Here is a 16,226-nt window from a genome sequence, read left to right on the forward strand (position 1 = left end):
AACCTGAAAATGATGGTGATAAGGTGCTTGAAAAGCTTGTGATTGGCTTTCATATCAAACTGACTTCATAAGCATGAGCTAAAAGTTTTCGTTAGAAAACTGGCTTCAAAATACGCAAGCTCTTGGGTGTCGCCAGAACAAAGGTGTGTTAGCATTAGCTTCTGCTAAATAAGTGTTTTCATGAACAAATTACAAAAAAAAAGCGCAAAAAAACAAAAAAAAGTGACACCCGTAGTGACGGGGCACTTTTTGAACGCATGCGCGAATTGTTAAGATTCTTTTAAAGCCCATGCAATAGTTTACTCTGAACGCGTAGTGACTGTCAAGACAAGTTATTTGTCGTCTTCGTCGTCATCCAAATCATCTTCTTCATCCTCATCGGAATCCAAATCATCTTCTTCGTCCTCAGCGTCGTCTTCGCCTTCTTCAAGACCCGCTTCACCGAGATCCTCTTCAATTTCTTCGTCCTCGAAGAATTCAGTATCCTCTTCCGCTTCTTCTTCCTCTTCGGTTTCAGTACCAAATGCATCGTAATCGTCTTCTTCTGCGTATGTATCTTCTTCTTCCGCGTAGACGTCTTCATCCAGATCATCATCTTCGTCATTGATAATTCTAGGACGCTTCGCATTTCCAACCGCATCGTCGGACTTCTCAACTGGGTACCAACGCTTCAAGCCCCATAGGTTCGTACCTACACAAGCAAAACGACCATCGATGTTGATCTCCGTATATAGTTGGGCAATTACATTCATGACATTATCTTCAGAAAGCCCTTTTATTTTAGCAATTTCAGCCATAAGTTCACGATAATAAAACGGCGTATTCGCCGACTTCAGCAATTCGAACGCCAAATCCACCATGGGCATTTCGCGTGCTTGCTCTGTGGTGATTTTGAGTGTGTATTCGCTGCTCATCTAAGGCACATCCTTTTCGATCATTTCTTGACTACGTTATCTACCATAACCAATATCTTCATTAAGTAAAACCTATTTTTTCTAAAATTGCAACTACCCTGAAATAAACGTCTATTCCGGCCGGCTTGGACGGATGCGTTTATCCAAAAATATAGCCGAATTCGTATGTAAAACATCTGAAATCTATATCTCACAATAAACAACTATGTAGACGTTAAAACACCCCAAGAAATGGAATACAAGCGAAGGTCCCCCTTCGCCTGCGACTGTACCCAAAGGAACCGCCCCTGATGAACAGATGACGTTTCCGCTACCTGAGAAAGAGACACTCCTGCCCGCGCCTCTCTATGTATCCTATGTAGAACCTAAGCATCTGACACGGCTTTGCACCCATTTATTTCTATAAAGGCGATGACACGGTCAAGTGCGATGACATGTACATAGGATAGGGGAGATATGATCATATGTTGTAACGGGGGGATGGCACGATGGATACAGCCACCTTTCTTCATCTGCTTCATGAAGATCTGGGTATCACGAGACAGCCAGCTAAAAAGCATCTCATCCATTTCATTTCAGACACGGACTACTTCGCCTGCAAATCAGAGCTCCTGCAAAGGACGTCTGAATTCCCCATCCTTTCCAGAGTCCAGCCTCTAGACATTATTCACGCTTTTTCCTGCACACTGTCACCTGATACCAAACTTAGAAGCTTTTCCAGCACCACTCGTATCGAAGCAGATACGAAATTACTTATAAATAAAGTCAGAGGTCGAAAAACCGTTCCAAAACGAGCTAGCATCTTATCCAATTCACGTACGCGCACCATTCCATGGGGGGTTGATCAAATCGGTGCTCCTGAGATATGGAGCAAATCCGTCGGGCTTAATATTCACATCGGCGTCATTGATACCGGCATCGACTTCAAGCATCCTGATTTAAGAAACTCGATTTCGCAAGGCATCAATTTATTAAATCGCAGACTGATGCCCCACGATGATAACGGACATGGCACGCACATTGCGGGTACGATCGCGGCGTCAGGCCGCAACTCCGGCCTTGTTGGTGTAGCGCCCCGAGCGATTATTCATCCCGTAAAAGCATTTGATCAGAATGGAAGCGCCTATGTGTCCGACATCATTGCGGGTATCGACTGGTGCGTACAAAACGACCTCGATATTATTAATATGAGCTTCGGCATGAAGACGTACAATCCTACGTTGGAGCAGGCGGTGCTTAACGCTTACTACAGAGGGAAGGTGATCGTCGCTTCCTCCGGCAATGACGGCAGAAAGAAAACGGTCGATTACCCCGCCCGATTCTCCCAGGTTGTTTCCGTTGGCGCGACAACGCGGACCGGTCGGATTGCTCCCTTCAGCAATCGCGGAGCCCAAATCGACATCTACGCACCTGGCGAGCGCGTGTATTCCGCTTGGCTAGGCGGCAAATATAATGAACTCAGCGGCACTTCAATGGCCACAGCACATGTAAGCGGTGTTATCGCTTTAATGCTTTCGCTGCGATCCATGACGCCGGCGCAAATCAAGAGCGCGCTGCGCCGCTGCGCGTTCCCCCTGAACAAGCGCGCGAACGCCCGCTGGCAGCCGGGGCAATTGAATGCCCACCGCGCGATCCGAGCCGCGGGGCAGGAGTGACTGGCGCAAGGGTCCACCCTGCGCCCGGAAAGTAAATAAGCTCCCCCAGACACTGCGTCTGGGGGAGCTTATTCGGTGCTGAGCGGGTATTACATCCGCTCAGGGGCGGATACGCCAACGACGCGAAGCGTGTTGGCTAGGGTCGTGCGCAACGCGCCGAGCAGGGCGAGGCGCGCTTGGGTTAAGGCTGCGTCATCTGTGATGACGTAGTGGCCTCTGTAGTAGCTATGGAACTGGCTTGCCAGTTCGTAGACATAGCGGATCATGCGGTGCGGCGTGTACTGCTCAGCCGCAATGGCGATCTCCTCCGGAAGCTCACCGATCTTGCGCAGCAAGTCGAACTCGGCTTCCGAAGTAAGCTGGGACAGGTCAACCTGTTCCAGCGGAAGCACTTGTACCCCTTGCTCTTCCGCTTGGCGGAAGATGCTGCAAATCCGTGCATGGGCGTACTGCACATAGAACACGGGATTCTCATTGGACTGGGAAACCGCCAAGTCCATATCGAAGTCCAGATGCGAGTCCATGCTGCGCATCGCGAAGAAGTAACGAATCGGATCTACGCCGACTTCGTCCATCAAGTCCTCCATCGTAACGGCTTTGCCAGTACGTTTGGACATTTTCACCTTTTCGCCATTCTGGAATAAGCTCACCATTTGAGCAATCAGCACGACTAGACGGTCTGCTTCAAAACCAAGTGCCGTCATCGCTGCTTTCATCCGCGGGATGTAGCCATGGTGATCGGCGCCCCAAATATTAATCAAGCGGTCATAGCCGCGTCCAAATTTGTTACGGTGGTACGCGATATCTGGCGTGAGGTACGTGAAGGAGCCGTCATTTTTGATTAACACACGATTCTTGTCATCCCCAAGCGGTGTCGTGTTCAACCAAGTCGCGCCCTCTTCTTCATAGATATGCCCGTTATCCCGAAGCTCTTGAAGGACAGGCGGGATCAGGTTATTGTCATAGATCGACGTCTCGGAGAACCAATTGTCGAAATGTACACCAAAGCGGCCTAGGTCGCGTTTGATTTTGTCGAGCTCTTTTTCCAGTCCATAGGTACGGAAGAAAGCACGGCGCTCCTCATCAGGCAAGCTCAGTAAACGATCGCCTTCTGCAGCTGCCAAATCGGTTGCAAAGCCTTTGATATCTTCACCAAAATAGCCATCCTCTGGCATTTCCGCTTCTTGACCAAGCGCTTGCAGGTAGCGTGCTTCAATGGACTTGGCCAAGTTAACAACCTGATTACCGGCATCATTGATATAGTACTCGCGAGATACATCATAGCCTGCTAGATCTAGTACGTTACAGAGGACATCTCCGACTGCTGCGCCACGCGCATGCCCCAAATGCAGGGAACCCGTTGGATTCGCGCTAACGAACTCCACTTGCACTTTAAGACCTTGACCAACGTTCGATTCCCCGTAACGATCACCAAGCTTCGCCACATTAGCAATAACCGGATAGAGGTAGACAGGGTCCATTTTAAAATTAATAAAGCCTGGGCCCGCAATTTCCGCTCCTGAAATACTAGCTGCTTCCTTGTTCAGGTTGGCAATGATTTTCTCTGCAATCTGTCTCGGATTCACTTTCGCAATACGCGTCAGCTGCATCGCTACATTTGTCGCGAAATCGCCGTGCGTCTTCTCTTTCGGGATTTCAAGAATAATTTCGGGCAGCTGTGCTTCTTCGACAATACCTGCCGCAATGACAGCTTCTTTAATCGCTTGCTTTACTTTCGCTTTTACTTCGTTAAGAACGTCCATTTCGTCTTACTCCTCCTGAATTAACAACTTGATTCGATAAGCGCCCGCATGGGTACCTGATGCATATAGATCATAGCTCCACCTCGTAATTCCGATCCCATGGACGGCTTCGGAGGTCAGCTTGTGCGTCTCAATTTCCAGATCCATTCGGAGCTGTGGTGTGTGATAAAAGCCCGTCCGCTTCTCCCCGGCGACAAAGGTTTGCTCCGCTTGTACATCGCCTTGGCGAATAATGCGGATCTGCTCGCCTTCCAGCTTAATGATCGTCACAGTTCGTCCAAGCTCATTCGGCTCTTCTTCATAGCGAATATAGGTATGATCGCCTTTGCGATAAAGATCCCCTCGCGCCTTCTGAACCGTAGTCTCGCTCCCGCTTCGACTTTCGATTCGAATTCGCACCCGCTGCTTTTCCGTCATGATTGGAGATTCCCCTCTTCTTCTGCTATGTCTGGCATGTTATGCCAAGCATAGACATGTTAGCAATAGTTTATATGAAAGGATAAGTAAATTCAATGCACCTAGGTGACTGGGACACTGATGGATGGTTACGAGATTGACTAAAAGTTAATAAAAAAGCCTCCTTATCCGTTAGAAAACAGACTTGGAGGCTCCTGTGTTTCTTCTTATAACGTTGGAAATGGCCTTCCAATAGCTGCCCATTGCTCTTTGGCTGGCCCGTAAGCGCCGATAACTGGAAGTCCTGCTTGACGCATCAGAATCGTCAACTGACCACGATGGTGAATCTCATGCTTTAAATAGCTATATAGGGTTGTGCTGATCGTCCAAGGCATTCCGAACATCGTAACCACATCTTGCAGTTTATCATCCGTCAGTTGCGTGCTGACCGCGTTAATAATGTTTTGCGTTGTTGTTCGATACGCTTCTGCAATATCAACAGCCTTCGCAGGGGGCTCACTCACAACTGGTGGCGATTCGAATTTCAAGCCAGTTCCGTACAGCATGCCGCGCTCTGCATGAACTAGATGCCAAGCAATATAACCAAGTGGACGATAGCCTTCGGCTTGTGTTTGTTGAAGCGATTCATCCGTTAAGGTATCTAGCAGCTGCTGCGTTGTTGCAGATTCAGCTTGAATTTCTTTGACGAAGCTTTCAATGGTCGTAAACATAGATATTACCTCCTAGGGGTGGTACAGGTTCAATTGAGCTTGGTGTAACTCGTTTCCTGTCCTATGTTTACAGTATAGCTAGGTACTGCTGACAACAGTGTGGCAGTGATTGAAATCCGATTCGGGGTCGTGGTGGTCAGTAATGTTGATTAAAAATGATAGTGAATGAGTAGCTTTAAGCTGACATACAAAAACAGGAAGCCGATGGATCGGCCTCCTGTTTTTTACGGAACCTCTTGAACAGATTCCGTTGCTTATTTAATCAAATCTTCAACAAATCTAGGCAACACGAACGCTGCTTTGTGCAGGCGAGGTGTGTAGTATTTCGTTGGGAATTCAGGAATAGCTGATTCTTCCACTTGAAGTGGATCGTGCTTTTTGCTGCCCATTGTGAATGTCCACAGACCGCTTGGGTATGTTGGAATGTTCGCGCTGTATACACGCACGATTGGGAAGATTTCTTTTACGTCGCGATTTACTGTTTGGATCAAATCCGCTTTGAACCATGGGTTATCCGTTTGCGCAACGAAGATTCCTTCTTCTTTTAACGCATCGAAGATCCCTTGGTAGAAGCCTTTGGAGAACAGCTCTACAGCTGGACCTACTGGCTCTGTGGAGTCAACCATGATAACGTCGTACGTATTTTTGTGATCATGAATGTGCATGTAGCCATCATTCACGATAACTTCAACGCGCGGGTTGTCCAATTCGCCAGCGATCGTTGGCAGGTATTTCTTGGAGTACTCGATGACTTTGCCATCGATATCAACAAGAACAGCCTTCTTCACCTTCGGGTGCTTCATAATTTCACGAATAACACCGCCGTCGCCGCCGCCTACTACAAGCACGTTCTCTGGGTTCGGGTGAGTGACAAGCGCAGGGTGAGCAACCATTTCATGATAAACGAACTCATCTTTCACAGTTGTCATAACCATACCGTCAAGTGTAAGCATCGTGCCCCACTCTTCTGTTTCGATCATGGATAGGTCTTGGAAATCCGTTTGCTCTCTTACATAAGTTTCAGTTACTTTCGCTGTGATGCCGAAGCTATCCGTTTGTTTCTCTGTGTACCATAATTCCATATGTAACCCTTCTTTCGCTTCTCTATTTGGATGAATAATTCCTGACATTCGTTATCTCTAACAGTGTTCCACCAGTCTAAAAAGTCATACGAATTTCAGCTGTAATTTCCCGCCTCTTGACTTTGCACAAATTGTATTATAGTTCATTACCCCCAAAATGCAATATTTTCCTCAGTCTTTTCACGAAATCATAAAAAATATTTACAAATCGTTGAATACGGACTGGCATGCTTTTCCATACTGGATAGTAGCGCCTTTGGGCATGGAGAAGGGAGGCATCGAACGTATGTCTGAAAACGAGAAGCCACGGCAACAAACATCCGAAACACAATCACCCAGACGGAAGGACGAGATTCCTGCTTCCATGCGGTGGATGCGGCGAATTAAGAAGACGTTTTCGTTTTTCTTCACCCTTAGCCTGCTGATGCTCATTGGAGCAGCCGCTTTTCTGGTATATTTGCGTTCCCAAACGCTGCCGGTGACCAAAACGATGCAGACCTCCCAAATGTACGATGTACATGGCGAGGTGATTGACACCTTTTATTCTGGGCAAAATCGACAGGTCGTTCCATTAAGCGAAATTTCGCCTTACTTAATACATGCCACACTTGCTGTGGAGGATCAGCATTTCTATGAGCATTTCGGTGTAGATGTTAAAGCGGTAGCCCGCGCTGCTATCGTAAATGTCCAAGCGATGGCCAAGGTGCAGGGAGCCGGCACGATTACGCAGCAGTTAGCTCGGAATTTATACTTAACTCATGATCGTACGTGGACGCGTAAATTCAAAGAAACGGTGTATGCCGTTCAAATGGAAATGCAGCTCAGCAAAGACGATATTCTCGCTGATTATTTGAACCAAATCTATTACGGGCACTCCACCTATGGCATTGAGACCGCATCCGAGCTGTTCTTCGGCAAGCATGCCAGTGAACTAACCTTAGCGGAAAGCGCCATGATCGCCGGGGTTCCGAAGGGACCGCGTTATTATTCTCCTTATTATGATTTGCAAAATGCGATGGATCGGCAAAAAATCGTCCTCCAGACGATGGTGAACAGCGGCTTCATTACCCAAAGCGCAGCCGATGCTGCTGGCAAGGAGAAGCTGACGATTCAGCCATTAACGAAAAAGAAGCCTTCGGCCGCGCCTTATTTCCGTGATTATGTCCGCAATTTAGCGACGGAGAAGCTCGGTATTACAGAAGAACAATTCGATGAGGGCGGCATTCGCATCTATACCACACTGGATAAGAATGCCCAGCAAATCGCTGAAAATGTGATCACGAAGCAGCTCGAAGGCAAGCCCGAGCTGCAAGCCGCGCTGGTCGCCGTCGACCCGCGTACAGGCGAAATCAAAGCGATGGTCGGCGGTCGCGACTATACGGAGAATCAGTTCAATCGCGTGCTTTCGAATACGCGGCAGCCTGGATCCTCTTTTAAACCATTCGTCTATATGGTCGCCTTGATGAATGGCTTCACACCAGTCTCCATGGTCAAGAGTGAGCCGACTGTGTTTACTTACGATGAGGGGCGGCAGCAATATACGCCAAGAAATTTTAATGACCAGTATACGAATGGGAATATTGATATGCGGCAGGCGATTTCGAAGTCGGATAATATTTATGCGGTGTCCACGATTCTCGCGGTCGGTCCTCAGAAGGTCATCGACTTCGCGCGTAAGCTTGGCATTGCTTCATCGATGAAGCCGCTGCCGTCCCTAGCGCTTGGATCGTTTCCCGTGAGTCCACTGGAGATGGCTTCGGCCTTTGCCTCCATTGCGGATCAAGGTATACATCGGGAACCTACCGCGATTTTGCGGATTGAAGATGCAAATGGCAGTGTCTTATATGAAGCGAATCCCGTGGAGGAGCAAGTCATTCCACCTGCGGTTGCATATGTGATGACGAATCTCATGGAGAGCGTGTTCGAGGAGGGTGGCACAGGCAACCGTGTCGCTAGCACGATTAAACGGCCGATTGCCGGTAAAACAGGTACAACCGATACGGACGCTTGGCTCGTCGGCTTTACACCGGAGCTGTCCACGGCTGTCTGGGTCGGCTATGACAAGAGCCGTGCGATCACGACGGTGGAATCTCATCTAGCGTCCCCGATCTTTGCGGATTTCACGGAACAAACCTTGGATGCGATACCGCCGAAGCTGTTCCCGATCCCAGAGGGTATCTCTACTGTGTATATTGATCCAGTGAGCGGCAAATTGTCCAATGAGGACTGCCCGAACGCCAAGATGGAGGCTTTCCTTGCTGGCACAGAGCCCACCACATATTGTACTGGCAAGCCTGCTAATCCAGGTGCGACTGGCGGTCAAAAAGCCGGCGCCAAAGGCGACAACGGCTCATGGTGGAACGACCTTAAACGTTGGTGGAACGATTAATATAACAGTTAAAAGACAACACAAAAAGGCAGTACTAAGCGCGTCTTAGTCCTGCCTTTTTGCTGTCCTAGTATATGAGGTAACATACACTAGGGTCTAGTATACCCGCTTCGACATTACGTAACAATGGATGACACATAATGTTCATATTCTTTAGAAACCCTAGGCGAGTGCGTCCTTCAGGCTTTGGTCAGAGCGATTCCACCAGTCTTCGTTGTGCGCGATCAACTGGTTGCGAAGGGCAGCACGCTCACTATCCGACAATCCTTCCAGGATAAATTTACGTTTCATCGCACCGTCCATTTTGTTCACGTGATCCGCAAGAATTTTCCATCCGCGGCGCGCTTCGGTATCGATTAACATTTCGCAAGCGGACATCCCTGCATAATAGGCACCATCTTCTGTACGATCAACCGCTACCCATACAATCCACGCTTTACGGCCATTCGGGACATCCTCCTTATTCGTGGAGAATTTAATCCCTTTCTCAATCTTGCTCTTGGCATGCAGCGTTCCCTCGTCTAGATACGCTTCATCCCCGTCAATAATGATTCCTGAGACGTTGCTAAGATCGATGGCTCCTGCGCCAAAGCCTTTGTGATTTACTTTTGAGCTTACTATATTTAAGGCCAGCTTCTTTTTATCCGCTTCCATAATGGCACCTTCCACTCTACATAAAGTATTAATGACGACTTGCTTTCATTGTAGCGAAAGTCATCGGCTAGAACAAGTGGCGACGGCTCTTCCATGCCTATTTCTCTCATTTCACACTTTTCTTTCACCTCGCAGAAATATTCCCTAGGTTGTCTACATATACATGCTGTAGATGCTTGTTTAGGCGGGGTGAATCCATGGATATGAATGCTCTATTCAATAGCCGCAAGGTACAGTGGTTTGCTGTCATGCTCCTTGCTGCCGGCGCAGTGTTACTAACGAACACCTTGCTCCCCTCCACACCAAGAGGGACTGTTCCTGTCGTCTCTAAAGATGTTCCGATTGCAAAGACACCGGACATGCAGCCTGCAGATAATGGCAAACCCGTAGAAACCTCAACACCACTTAGTTATCGTATCGCCGAATATCACATGAACGTTGCCTACACACCCGAGACGCAGCAGCTCCAAGGGCAACAAACGCTCACGTGGGAAAATCCAGGATCTGTTCCTGTACAAGAAATTTATTTGCACCTCTATCCCAACGCTTTCGCTTCTAAAAAAACAACGTTTATGCGCGAGTCCGGCGGAAAGCTAAGGGAAGATGAAGCGACAGCCGATAGCGGCGGCAGTATGGAGCTGTTATCCGTGAAATCGGATACGGGCGACGATCTCACCAAGCGGATGTCGTTCGTGCAGCCGGATGACGGCAATAAGGACGACCATACGCTGCTCAAAATCCCGTTGCCTAAGCCTGTAGGCGCAGGAGAACAAGTGACCATCACGACTGAGTTCCTTGTGAAGCTGCCGGCAGCTTTTGCACGAATGGGGTATGTCGGTGATTTCGTCATGGCAGGGCAGTGGTTCCCAAAGGTAGCTGCTTATGAACGCAAAGGAACAAGAGGACGGACGGAGCCTGGTTGGAATCTTCATCAATACCATGGAAATTCCGAGTTCTATGCCGATTTCGGCATGTATGATGTGAAAATCCAAGTACCCGCGAACTACATGGTGGCTGCCACTGGCTTTCCTGTGAAGCCTGCTGTGACGGACAAGGGAATGAAGACATATCAATTCTATGCCGAGGATGTCCATGATTTTGCTTGGTCGGCGTCGCCTCATTTCGTCTATGTGGAAGAGCCCTTCTCTACGCCACAAATTCCTGGGGTAAAAATTAAGCTGTATCTCGACCCCAATCATCAAGAATTAAAGGATCGCTACATGTACGCTGCCAAAAAAGCGCTATCGCGCTATAGCCAGTGGTACGGAACGTATCCGTACTCTACGCTTTCCATCGTCGTACCGCCAGCTGGCGGAAACGGCGCAGGCGGCATGGAATACCCAACCTTGGTCACCGCTTGGGGAGCAAGTGATAAAGATCCCGATTTAGAACTGGAACGTGTCGTCGTTCATGAGATCGGCCACCAATTCTTCTACGGGCTCGTTGCCAGCAATGAATTCGAGGAAGCTTGGCTGGACGAAGGCTTCACCTCCTATGCGGAAGATAAAGTGATGGAAGCTGAATATGGCGATGCCCCTAACTTGCCTGTCGAATCCAGCTACATCACCTCCCCTGACGGACTGCAGAAAGAGGCTTGGGCCTACGCAGGACATGACCAGTATGCAGAAAATGTGTACACGCGCGGCAAGCTCGTGCTGAAAGCGATCGAGCAGCAAGTTGGCACCAAGACGATGGATCGGATTATGAAAACGTATTTCCAGAAGTGGCAGTTCAAACATCCCTCTACGAAGGATTTCCAACAAGTTGTGGAGGATGTCAGCAAAACCGATTGGGATGATTTCTTTAATCAATATGTATATGGCGATATGATGATGGATTATGCTGTCGAAAGCGTCAACGTTCGGCCTCAGGGCTCTAAGGGATCCGAGACGTATGAGAGCACAGTCCGCATCGTGAAGCATGGCGGCAATTCGCCGGAAGTGCCGATTTTGTTCCATTTTACAGATGGCACTACGTTGGATAAAACATGGGATGGCAAGGAAGGCAGCATCGAGTTTAAGCTCACGCATGCTTCCCCCGTCGACTGGGTGCGTATTGATCCGAAGTATACGCTGATCCTCGAGAATAAGCACATCAACAACTATTATCAAACACAGGTAGATACAAAGTGGCAAATTCGTTGGAATCTCGGCATTATTCAGCTCCTGCAAGCCATATTCGGCTCTGTCGCCTGGTAAAAACATGGCTTACGTCTTACGACAAACTCAGCGTATGCTTACGAAGCCAGTTTTCTAACGAAAACTTTAAGGAGGGACCCTCGTTGGCCACCTATATCAAATCCGGCTTCAGGGCAGCTATGGCGCAGCCTTTTGCCACGATCATTTTGTTCCTGTATCAGATGGGTTGGGGTATGCTCCTGTATAAACTTGTGCAGGGCATACTCGTCCCCCTTATGCATCGATTTCCTGGCGGTGAGCAGCCTAAACAGGCTTTGCAGATCTTTCTCGCTGAAGGCCAGTTTCAACTCATGAAAACAGATCTCAGCCATTCATATTTATGGTGGCTCGCTATTCTACTTGGTGTGCGGATGCTGCTGACCCCTCTTTTAAATGGCGGGGTCTACTATTCACTCACGCATGCTTATCAGAACGCTGGCTATCGCTTCTTTCGGGGGATGAAGCAGCTCTTTCTCCCCTTCCTGCTTGTGTATCTCATCCGAATCGCACTTACTTCACTTCCGCTCATCTGGGTGATCCCGAAAGCTTCTTATATCCTGGGGCATAGCGGTTCCTACGAGCAGCTTGCTCTCAAGCTTATGCCTTGGATACTCGGCTTACTCCTCTACGGCTTTTTTCTACAACTTTTGTTTATGTATGTGCAATTTGCGATCGCAGCTAAGCTAGGTATCACGTCGACGGTCATCTCCTTCTTTCGATATTCGCTGCCTATTGTTGGACTTGCCGTCATCCTTCTACTTTTTACAGGACTACTGGCAGGGGTCACGGTCACGGCCACCTACTTATGGGCAGGACTAGTAGCGCTAATCATTTATCAGTTGTACCCGCTCTTCCATATTTTCTTCCAGATTTGGGGCATTTCGTCCCAATATCAACTTCTTTCTGCCAAAATAACCAATTAATAGCCAGTAAAACAGTGAATAACCAGGCATTCATCCCCTTTCCATGAGAAAGGGGCTTTTTTTTGTCTATTTTCCGAACTATTCCGCTGTTTTCTTGTCTATTTTTTCGTTTTAAAAGAGGATTTCCTTTCTTTATGACGAATAACAAGGACTAGCATCAAAAAACCAAATATTTCATGCCGAATTCCTCAGTTTATGGGGAAACGGGGGAACCACTCCGGGTGAATTGATCTTGCAAGACAGGGATCATAGGGAACCTTCAACCGAACCCTCCAGCTAACCTCGTAGGCACCGGAAGGAGACAAGCAGTTGAAGAAAGTTGTTGGTCTTGTATTTAGTCTTGTTTTGTTTTTGAGTGTTAGTGTAGGAAGCGTTTTCGCAGCAGCATCCGATATGGATAAAGCGGTAGATGACCTTCTAGGTACGCCTTACAGATGGGCAGGAACGACAACCAAAGGTTTCGATTGCTCTGGTTTCACGTCCTACTTGTTTGACGAGTTCGGCATTGACCTTCCACACAGCTCGAAATCACAAAACAAAGAAGGCTACTGGGTTGACAAAAGTGATCTTCGTAAGGGCGATCTTGTATTTTTCAACACGGATGGCAGCGGTATCTCTCACGTAGGCATGTACCTTGGAGATGGTGAATTCGTTCACTCCGCTACAAATCAAGGTGTTGTTAAGAATAAGTTGAGCGAATCCTATTATGCGAAGCGATATGTCTCAGCTAGACGTGTTCTCTGGGATGATATCTACAATCAACTAACTGCTGAATCCAAGTAAGTTCTCGGACAAGAATGAGGCCCTGCTAGCTTTGCTCGTAAGAGCGGCTTGCAGGGCTTCATTCATTTGAATGAGGATAACAGCGTATACTAGCGATACAACGATAGGCCCTTCGGCCTCGAGGAAGGAAAGGTAAGCATGGACAGCACAACCAATAAGACGAATATGACGCAACCCCCTTTTCCGGGCATTATTCAATCCATCGATGAGATTAGAGCGGATATTGGGGAGCCGCATCCTGCCGTTCAACATAAGGTTATCAATCAAATCGACGAGCACGCACGTGCGTTCATCGCCAAATCGCCTTTATTTTTCTTCTCTACGTCGAATGCGGACGGCTTGAGTGACGTGTCGCCCCGCGGGGATGCTGCGGGATTCGTACGAGTCTTAGATGAGCGCCGCCTCATCTTCCCAGAACGACTTGGCAATCGTCGACTCGACTCCATGCAAAATCTACTGACCAACCCGCAAGTCGGCCTCCTATTTATCATCCCAGGGGTTGAGATGGTACTACGCGTCAATGGTCGCGCATGGCTGACGAAGGACGAGGAACTGCTGTCGACAATGCAGCTGAACGGAAAATCACCGATCGCCGCTGTCGGCGTCGAGGTGCAGGAATGCTTCGTGCATTGCAGTCGCGCTCTCAAGCTGTCGAAGATTTGGGATACGGCTACGTGGGTACCCGAGCAGGAGCAGCCGGACGGCATGGATATGTTCCGTGCGCATGTGGCATTGAACGGGATCGCGTTGGAGGAGTAGAGTACGCGAGGTCAAAAGCATTTAGCCAAAAAGTGTAACTTGACATAGCATGTGAGCCGTCCTATAATGACGGCATGTCGTTTTCTAGGGTTCCGCGGTGCGCAAACGCCGGCTGGTCCAAGGGAAAACACACAGCGAATACGCTGTGGTCACGGAGGGAGAAAAGCCCGGGAGTCTATCGCAACATTTGCGATATTCCCGGGCTTTTCTCTGTTTTTTTGTGGCACACTATCAACAATGTTTCCTACAGAAGGAGTGTTCATTATGGCATGGTTATTTCTCGCTATTGCAGGCGTTTTCGAGGTGGTCTGGGCCATCGCATTGAAATTTTCCAACGGATTCACGCGGCTTGTCCCCTCTATTGTCACGATTATCGGCATGATTGTTAGCTTTTATTTCTTAGCTGTCGCAACGAAAACCTTACCCATCGGAACCGCCTATGCGGCATGGACCGGCATCGGCGCCGTCGGCGCGATTATCATCGGGACTCTTTTCCTCGATGAGCCCGTCAGCTTGCTCCGAATCCTGTTTATGATTCTAATCTTGGTTGGAGTGCTCGGACTGAAATTCACATCCGGGCATTAGAACGAACAGGCCGAACTCCTAGGCCTCGCTCATCTGGGTGACAACATTGGCGATCCGGCGGAGGCGCGTCTCCTGGGTTTTGGCGTCCTCGACCTGTCGGACGCATTCTTTGCGCTTGGAGAACGCGAGCGCTTCAAAGCGCTGCACCGCGCCCTCCACTTCCGACAATGCAGATTGAAGATCAGCCGGGACCTCCACGGTGCGGGGCGCGAGATCCAACGCCAACGTCACCTCGACAGGGTCGCCGGCCTTCAAGCCGGAGGCTTGTCGATGGGCTTCGCTGAGCGGGATGAGGTACTCGCCGCCCATGACCGCGATCGTCGTTCGATACGTGTAACCGTTCAGGGTCACGGATACGCTTGGCTTTTTGCCTCCTGCTAACGTGGTCATAGCCTCTTCGGGGATGGAAATACCGGTAGCATTTTTATTCTGGGCCTTCATAACGGTGGTATGGAACGTGACACTCATGGTTGATTCCTCCTACGGAGTAGTTGGGATGGGTTAGTTATTTGATCGTATAGCTCACGTACCAGAAGCTGCCTCCCACGAAGATACGCAAATGCTGTGACAGCGGGCGGAAAATGTCATTCAACTCTTCATAGCTAAAATAGTTCTTAAGAATTTCGTGCTTAGAGCCGTCTGCTAGTTCACGTCTTTTGTAAGTGTCTTCGCTATCCGCATGCGTAATTAACTCCCCGCCTCTTCCAGGCACATACACGTTATCTGCGATAAACACCTGCGCACCACTGCCCAATCGTTCATTCAAGCCTTGTAAAAAGCTGTCGATCCGATTGCGCGGAATATGCGAAAACCAGAAGTTCGCCAGCCCAAAGTCAAACTCCCCTCGTATCTCGGAGAGTGCATACGCGTCACCCTCCAGAAAGGCAGCATTCCCCTTCGGCCATGGCTTCGACTCTGCAATCTGCAGTACCTCCGGACGTATGTCTACCCCGACAAGCTGCTTTGCGGTTTCAGCCGCAATTTGCGACCAATAGCCAGTTCCGCAGGCGATTTCCAGTACGCGGCGTCCCTCCACTTGCTTCTTGATGATGTCGGAAAGGAGAGCCAGCTCCTGTTGAAACTCCGCATCCTCGCGGTGATAAATCCGTTCATACTCCTCGGCTCGCGCGCCGTAGTAGGCCTGCATGCTGAGCTTCTCTTGGTCCAACAGCGCCTGCTTCTCCTTCACTTCGTGAAGGATGCGATGCCTCGCCGATAACAGATCCGCAAATATCGCTCCACCCTGCGCGGCGTAATTCGCTAACAACCCCTGCGTCGCCATGACGATCAGCTGGGTCATCGACAGACCTGTGTCCTCCGCCATCTGTTCTAGATCCGACTTCACTTTCTCCGGCAAATAAACCGAAAGTCGCTTCGTTTTGTCTTGTTTGTCGTCCATGTTTAGTTGCCTCCTT

General features: G+C 49.0%; 15 protein-coding genes and 2 riboswitches. Of the genes, 7 read left to right on the plus strand and 8 right to left on the minus strand.

Translation table 11 applies throughout. The features are described 5' to 3' along the window. Positions 1-332 precede the first annotated feature (332 nt). Positions 333-914, minus strand: coding sequence for a DNA-directed RNA polymerase subunit delta (gene rpoE / locus AC58UX_RS20260; RefSeq protein ID WP_497255995.1), 582 nt, complete (start codon positions 912-914; stop codon positions 333-335). Positions 915-1,402: 488 nt separating this feature from the next. Between rpoE and AC58UX_RS20265 the strand changes: the two genes are divergently transcribed. Beyond that, positions 1,403-2,569, plus strand: a complete 1,167-nt coding sequence (locus tag AC58UX_RS20265; RefSeq protein WP_497255997.1) for a S8 family peptidase — start codon at positions 1,403-1,405, stop codon at positions 2,567-2,569. Between the two features lie 89 nt (positions 2,570-2,658). Here AC58UX_RS20265 and argS read toward each other — a convergent pair whose 3' ends face one another. From argS to speE, 4 genes are all read right to left on the minus strand, one after another. Then, a complete protein-coding gene (gene argS, locus AC58UX_RS20270; protein WP_497255999.1) occupies positions 2,659-4,332 on the minus strand; it encodes an arginine--tRNA ligase in 1,674 nt (557 codons plus the stop codon). A gap of 6 nt (positions 4,333-4,338) precedes the next feature. After that, the gene (locus AC58UX_RS20275) at positions 4,339-4,749 is read right to left on the minus strand and encodes a YwiB family protein (protein WP_497256001.1); all 411 of its coding nucleotides are present in this window, start codon (positions 4,747-4,749) and stop codon (positions 4,339-4,341) included. A gap of 206 nt (positions 4,750-4,955) precedes the next feature. Next, complete coding sequence (locus AC58UX_RS20280) at positions 4,956-5,459, minus strand: DinB family protein (RefSeq protein ID WP_497256003.1); 504 nt, start codon at positions 5,457-5,459, stop codon at positions 4,956-4,958. Between the two features lie 254 nt (positions 5,460-5,713). Continuing rightward, positions 5,714-6,541 (minus strand): polyamine aminopropyltransferase, encoded by an 828-nt coding sequence (speE, locus tag AC58UX_RS20285; RefSeq protein WP_497256005.1) that lies wholly within the window; start codon positions 6,539-6,541, stop codon positions 5,714-5,716. 286 nt (positions 6,542-6,827) lie between these two features. Between speE and AC58UX_RS20290 the strand changes: the two genes are divergently transcribed. Beyond that, a complete protein-coding gene (locus tag AC58UX_RS20290) occupies positions 6,828-8,930 on the plus strand; it encodes a transglycosylase domain-containing protein (RefSeq protein WP_497256007.1) in 2,103 nt (700 codons plus the stop codon). Positions 8,931-9,092: 162 nt separating this feature from the next. Here the strand turns inward: AC58UX_RS20290 and AC58UX_RS20295 are convergent, their stop codons facing one another. After that, positions 9,093-9,584, minus strand: coding sequence for a YwhD family protein (locus AC58UX_RS20295; RefSeq protein ID WP_497256009.1), 492 nt, complete (start codon positions 9,582-9,584; stop codon positions 9,093-9,095). A 203-nt stretch (positions 9,585-9,787) separates the two neighbouring features. Here AC58UX_RS20295 and AC58UX_RS20300 point away from each other — a divergent pair, with 203 nt between their 5' ends. The 5 genes from AC58UX_RS20300 to sugE all read left to right on the plus strand — a co-directional run bounded on the left by AC58UX_RS20300 (position 9,788) and on the right by sugE (position 14,811). Beyond that, complete coding sequence (locus AC58UX_RS20300) at positions 9,788-11,782, plus strand: M1 family metallopeptidase (protein ID WP_497256586.1); 1,995 nt, start codon at positions 9,788-9,790, stop codon at positions 11,780-11,782. Positions 11,783-11,865: 83 nt separating this feature from the next. Next, positions 11,866-12,684 (plus strand): hypothetical protein, encoded by an 819-nt coding sequence (locus AC58UX_RS20305; protein WP_497256011.1) that lies wholly within the window; start codon positions 11,866-11,868, stop codon positions 12,682-12,684. A 167-nt stretch (positions 12,685-12,851) separates the two neighbouring features. Next, positions 12,852-12,990: riboswitch (cyclic di-AMP (ydaO/yuaA leader) on the plus strand. Between the two features lie 3 nt (positions 12,991-12,993). After that, a complete protein-coding gene (locus AC58UX_RS20310; protein WP_497256013.1) occupies positions 12,994-13,467 on the plus strand; it encodes a C40 family peptidase in 474 nt (157 codons plus the stop codon). A 138-nt stretch (positions 13,468-13,605) separates the two neighbouring features. Then, positions 13,606-14,226, plus strand: a complete 621-nt coding sequence (locus AC58UX_RS20315) for an MSMEG_1061 family FMN-dependent PPOX-type flavoprotein (protein ID WP_497256015.1) — start codon at positions 13,606-13,608, stop codon at positions 14,224-14,226. A 73-nt stretch (positions 14,227-14,299) separates the two neighbouring features. Further along, positions 14,300-14,402: riboswitch (guanidine-I (ykkC/yxkD leader) on the plus strand. An 88-nt stretch (positions 14,403-14,490) separates the two neighbouring features. Further along, positions 14,491-14,811: a quaternary ammonium compound efflux SMR transporter SugE gene (gene sugE, locus AC58UX_RS20320; protein WP_497256017.1), complete on the plus strand. Its 321-nt coding sequence runs from the start codon at positions 14,491-14,493 to the stop codon at positions 14,809-14,811. A gap of 18 nt (positions 14,812-14,829) precedes the next feature. On the opposite strand, the gene AC58UX_RS20325 is transcribed toward sugE, so the two are convergent. Both AC58UX_RS20325 and AC58UX_RS20330 read right to left on the minus strand, forming a co-directional pair. Next, entirely contained in the window at positions 14,830-15,279 is a 450-nt protein-coding gene (locus AC58UX_RS20325; RefSeq protein ID WP_497256019.1) for a YdeI/OmpD-associated family protein, read from the minus strand. Positions 15,280-15,316: 37 nt separating this feature from the next. Further along, positions 15,317-16,210 carry a methyltransferase domain-containing protein gene (locus tag AC58UX_RS20330; protein WP_497256021.1) on the minus strand — a complete coding sequence of 298 codons (894 nt, stop codon included), beginning with the start codon at positions 16,208-16,210 and terminating at the stop codon, positions 15,317-15,319. Between the last annotated feature and the right edge of the window lie 16 nt (positions 16,211-16,226).

The sequence above is a fragment of the Paenibacillus sp. J22P90 genome (assembly GCF_059692195.1).

Bases quoted from the DNA above. Each gene is read 5' to 3' on its own strand.
- rpoE (WP_497255995.1), bottom strand. From the start codon at position 914: ATGAGCAGCGAATACACACTCAAAATCACCACAGAGCAAGCACGCGAA.
- AC58UX_RS20265 (WP_497255997.1), top strand. From the start codon at position 1,403: ATGGATACAGCCACCTTTCTTCATCTGCTTCATGAAGATCTGGGTATC.
- argS (WP_497255999.1), bottom strand. From the start codon at position 4,332: ATGGACGTTCTTAACGAAGTAAAAGCGAAAGTAAAGCAAGCGATTAAA.
- AC58UX_RS20275 (WP_497256001.1), bottom strand. From the start codon at position 4,749: ATGACGGAAAAGCAGCGGGTGCGAATTCGAATCGAAAGTCGAAGCGGG.
- AC58UX_RS20280 (WP_497256003.1), bottom strand. From the start codon at position 5,459: ATGTTTACGACCATTGAAAGCTTCGTCAAAGAAATTCAAGCTGAATCT.
- speE (WP_497256005.1), bottom strand. From the start codon at position 6,541: ATGGAATTATGGTACACAGAGAAACAAACGGATAGCTTCGGCATCACA.
- AC58UX_RS20290 (WP_497256007.1), top strand. From the start codon at position 6,828: ATGTCTGAAAACGAGAAGCCACGGCAACAAACATCCGAAACACAATCA.
- AC58UX_RS20295 (WP_497256009.1), bottom strand. From the start codon at position 9,584: ATGGAAGCGGATAAAAAGAAGCTGGCCTTAAATATAGTAAGCTCAAAA.
- AC58UX_RS20300 (WP_497256586.1), top strand. From the start codon at position 9,788: ATGAATGCTCTATTCAATAGCCGCAAGGTACAGTGGTTTGCTGTCATG.
- AC58UX_RS20315 (WP_497256015.1), top strand. From the start codon at position 13,606: ATGGACAGCACAACCAATAAGACGAATATGACGCAACCCCCTTTTCCG.
- sugE (WP_497256017.1), top strand. From the start codon at position 14,491: ATGGCATGGTTATTTCTCGCTATTGCAGGCGTTTTCGAGGTGGTCTGG.
- AC58UX_RS20325 (WP_497256019.1), bottom strand. From the start codon at position 15,279: ATGAGTGTCACGTTCCATACCACCGTTATGAAGGCCCAGAATAAAAAT.
- AC58UX_RS20330 (WP_497256021.1), bottom strand. From the start codon at position 16,210: ATGGACGACAAACAAGACAAAACGAAGCGACTTTCGGTTTATTTGCCG.